The sequence below is a fragment of the Rhizobacter sp. P2_H2 genome (assembly GCF_056403375.1).
Genome location: NZ_JBFUFP010000500.1, coordinates 1 through 3,885, shown reverse-complemented (window position 1 = coordinate 3,885; position 3,885 = coordinate 1). Strand labels below are relative to the sequence as shown.

At 73.0% G+C, this 3,885-nt stretch carries 4 protein-coding genes; all 4 read right to left on the bottom strand.

Translation table 11 applies throughout. The features are described 5' to 3' along the window. Positions 1-460 precede the first annotated feature (460 nt). Genes AC1D15_RS21165 through AC1D15_RS21150 form a run of 4 tightly spaced genes read right to left on the bottom strand, consistent with a single transcriptional unit; the run spans position 461 to position 3,822 of the window. A complete protein-coding gene (locus AC1D15_RS21165) occupies positions 461-1,426 on the bottom strand; it encodes an FUSC family protein (protein ID WP_477827516.1) in 966 nt (321 codons plus the stop codon). Continuing rightward, positions 1,423-1,896 carry a MarR family winged helix-turn-helix transcriptional regulator gene (locus AC1D15_RS21160; protein WP_477827515.1) on the bottom strand — a complete coding sequence of 158 codons (474 nt, stop codon included), beginning with the start codon at positions 1,894-1,896 and terminating at the stop codon, positions 1,423-1,425. Before AC1D15_RS21160 ends, AC1D15_RS21165 begins: the two co-directional genes overlap by 4 nt. A 28-nt stretch (positions 1,897-1,924) precedes the next feature. Next, on the bottom strand, positions 1,925-2,809 hold the full coding sequence (gene gluQRS, locus AC1D15_RS21155) for a tRNA glutamyl-Q(34) synthetase GluQRS (RefSeq protein ID WP_477827514.1): 885 nt from the start codon (positions 2,807-2,809) through the stop codon (positions 1,925-1,927). Between the two features lie 5 nt (positions 2,810-2,814). Beyond that, complete coding sequence (locus tag AC1D15_RS21150; RefSeq protein WP_477827513.1) at positions 2,815-3,822, bottom strand: LysR family transcriptional regulator; 1,008 nt, start codon at positions 3,820-3,822, stop codon at positions 2,815-2,817. Positions 3,823-3,885: the final 63 nt, after the last annotated feature.

The window sequence follows — 3,885 nt, the reverse complement described above, 5'->3', positions numbered from 1 at the left end:
GCGTCAGTGCGGAGGGTTGCGGCGCCGGAGCGGGTGAAGGCGCGGGAGCAGGGGCCGGCGCAGGCGAGGGCGAGGGCGAGGGCGAGGGCGAGGGCGCCGGGGCAGGACTCGGAGCGGGAGCCGGGGCCGGCGAGGGGGCCGAACCCACCGGTGCCGGCGCGGGCGTGTCGCCGTCATCCGAGCCGGAGCCGCAGCCGGCCAGCAGCATCATCGACAGGAAAAGAGTGGAAACGGTTCCGCTCACACGTGCGGCTCGGCTGCTTCGGATCATCATTCTGGGGTGGGACCTATCGCTTTCGCCGATGGATGACGCGGTGCCGCTGACGGGATGTGTCAGTCCGGCTTCACTTCGCGTCGATTCGTGCCGGGAAAGGCGGCGTGGGCCTGCGGTTGTTCTGGATGCAGGTCTCGAAGCAGGTCGCATGCCGCGGCGCGGCGGCACTTGCGATTGGATGCAATTTCAACGCGACTGCGCGGCGTGCAGGCTCTCGAAGCGTTGCGCGAGTGCGCGCAGGTCGTGCGCGAGCAGGCCGACCGGGCCGGCGATGCGGGCGGCAGGGCGCGGCGACGCGAGCATCGAGAGGTCGGGCATCGCCCGTGCGCGCAGCGCCTGGGCCGCGCCGCGCAGGGCCTGAGCGATCGCCGCAGTCGGGGCCGCCGCGTCGGGCTGCAGACCGGGCAGCAGGCGGGCGATCACGGCGCTGTCCTGGTGGACCCGGGAGACCATGCGCGCGAGCTGCACGTGCGCGTCGCGCTCGACGGGCCGTCTGCGAAGGCGCGCGATCCATGCGCGTTCGCGATCGGCCTGCACTGCGATCACGGCGAGCTCCCGCAGGCGGCTGCGCACGGTGCCGTCGGGTGCCGCATCGGCTTCCTCGTCCAGAGGTCGGGCGAACGCCTCGAGCAGGTCGGCGCAGGCACCGGTGAAGCGCGCACCGGCGCGCGCGGCTCGCAGCAGCAGCGACACGCCGAGCCCGACCAGCACGCCGATGCCGACTTCGGCGCCGCGCAGCCATGCGACCTGCAGCGCCGAATGCCCCGGCATGCTGCCGCTCGACAGGATGATCAGCGCCGCGACCGGTGCACTGGCGATCAGCGGCAGCGTGGCACTCGCGAACGCGAGGGCGGCGACGATCAACAGCGTGGCGGGCGCCGCATCGACGCCGTGGTGCCGCAGCCAGACGCCGCCGACTCCGCACAGCGTGCCGAGCACGGTGCCGCCGAGCCGTGCGCCGCCGGCGCCGACGCTCGCGCCGGCATTCGGCCGCACGACGATGAGTGCCGACATCACCGCCCACAAGCTCTCGGGCAGGTGCAACGCGCTCGACACCGCATAGGCTGCGATGACGGCCACCGCGAGTTGCGCGCCGTGCCACAGGCGCCCGTCGGCGCGTGCGTGGGCCACGCGTGCGGCGAGTGAGGTCATGTCACGTTCCTTTGCATCGACGCCGCGCGACCGCCGAGCCGCACGGCCAGTGCCTCCATCAGCGCGCACGCCTGCAGCAGCGTCGCGCGCTCGGACGCGTCCAGCGTGTCGGCGATCGCGTCGGCGAGCGAGGCTTCACGCCGGTGCACGTCGGCCTTCAGCTGTTGCAGTCCGATCCGGGTCAGCGACAGCACGCTCTGGCGACCGTCATGCGCGTGCGGCGCGCGCGCCAGCCAGCCGTCGGCCTCCAGCTCGGCGAGCAGGCGCGTCAGCGTCTGCAGCTTCACGCGCTCGTGGGCCGCGAGTTCGCTCGGCGACATCGGACCGCGCCGGTACAGCGCACCCATGGCGCTGAGCTTGGCGACGCTGATGCCCTCGGGCGGCAGCGCGTGGCGCAGCTGGCGTGTCAGGTCGGACAGCGCGGCACGCAGCCGCACGGCGCATTGCCGCGGTTCGGTGTCGGTGGGCATGCGATTATCATAAGATCAATCTTAGTTTCTATGCAAGCCGGCGCTGTCGCCACTGCGCGACGCAGTCGGCGAGCAGCGCGGCGCTGCTGGTGGCCGAGGGCTGCAGGCCGAGGGTCGTCGCGGCGGCGTGCAGCGCGCGCGCCGGGTCGGCCAGGTCGAGCGCGGTCGCGCCGTTCTGCTTCGACAGCTTCTCGCCGTTCGCGCCCAGCACCAGCGGCGTGTGCAGGTACTGCAGCGCCGGCAGGCCGAGCAGCCGCTGCAGGTGGATCTGGCGCGGCGTGTTGTCGGCGAGGTCTTCGCCGCGCACGACGTGGGTGATGCCCTGCAGCGCGTCGTCGACGACCACCGCGAGCTGGTAGGCCCACAGCCCGTCGGCGCGATGCAGCACGAAGTCGCCGACCGCCTGCGTCAGGTTCTGCTGCTGCGCACCGAGGCGGCGGTCGCGCCAGTCGATCACGATGTCGGCTCCGCTGGCGTTGCAGCTCAGCACCCGCGTCGCGCGCGCCGGCTTGCCGTTCAAGCCATGCCGGCAGGTGCCGGGGTAGACGAGCTCGCCGTGGCGCGGCTTGCCGTGGCCGCTGGCTTCAAGCGCGAGGGCGATGTCGCGCCGTGTGCAGCCGCAGGGGTACACCTGCCCGGCGGCGCGCAGCGCATCGAGCGCGGCCGCGTAGTGCGCGCCGCGCTGCGATTGCCACACCGGCGGCTCGTCGGGCAGCAGCCCGCATTGCGCGAGCTGCGCCAGGATCTGCGCATCGGCGCCCGGCACGCAGCGCGGCGTGTCGACATCCTCGATGCGCACCAGCCACGCGCCATCGTGCGCCCGCGCATCGAGCCAGCTCGCGAGCGCTGCCACCAGCGAGCCGGCGTGCAGCGCGCCGGTCGGCGACGGCGCGAACCGTCCGCGGTACCTCATTGTGATCAGGCCCCACCCAACGGCAGCAAGCCGCTGTGGCGCTCGATCAGCGCGCTGCGCGTGGCCGGGCTCTCCAGCTGCGACAGCCACCAGCGCAGCGCCAGCCCGAGCTGCGGCTTGCGTGTCGCGCTGCCGGCCGGCACGCTGCGCCACGCGTAGCCGAGGCGCGCGACCTGCGTCGGCCGCTGCACCGGCTTGACGACCAGCCGGCCGGCGGCGATGTGCTCGCGCACCAGCGGCTCGGGCAGGAATCCGCAGCCCAGGCAGCGCAGCTGCGCCTCGATCTTGTTCTGCATCGTCGCGACGGTCAGCACGTCCTGCCCGGGCAGCAGGTTCACTGTCAGCGGCGCCATGCGCTGTGCCGAATCGGCGACCGCGACCGCGCGGTGGTGGATCAGGTCGGCATCGCTCAGCGGACCCTCGGCGTGGGCCAGCGGGTGGTGCGGCGCCACCGCGAACACGAAGGTGATGCTGCCGAGCGGCTGCATCTGGATGCCGGGCGGCATCGTGCGGTCCACGCCGACGCCGATCGCCAGGTCGGCCTGCCCGCTGACCAGCGCCTCCCAGGTGCCGGCCAGCACCTCGGTGCGCAGCCGCAGCCGCGTGCCCGGCCCGCCGCTGGTGGCGCCCGGGCTCTCGGGGCTCAGCGCATAGAACGCCTCGCACAGCTCGAACAGCGTGGCGCGCGACATGATGCCGTCCACCGCGATCGACAACTGCGTCTCCCAGCCGGTCGCGACGCGCTTCACGCGGTTGGCCACCGCATCCATCTCCTGCAGCAGCCGCCGGCCCTCGTGCAGCAGCTCCTCGCCGGCGGCCGTCAGCCTCGCCTGGCGCGAGCGGCGGTCGAACAGCAGCACGTCGAGCGCGTCCTCGAGCTGGCGCACGTTGTAGGTCAGCGCCGACGGCACCTTGCCGAGCTCGCGGGCGGCCGCGGCGAAGCTGCCGGTGCGGGCGATGACGTCCATCATCGCGAGCGCTTCAGGGGTCAGGACGTTGCGGGAGCTGGTCATGGCGGGGCCGTCGGAGTTTCGTTCATCTTATTTGAACGAACGCTTCAACGCGCGGCCCGTGAT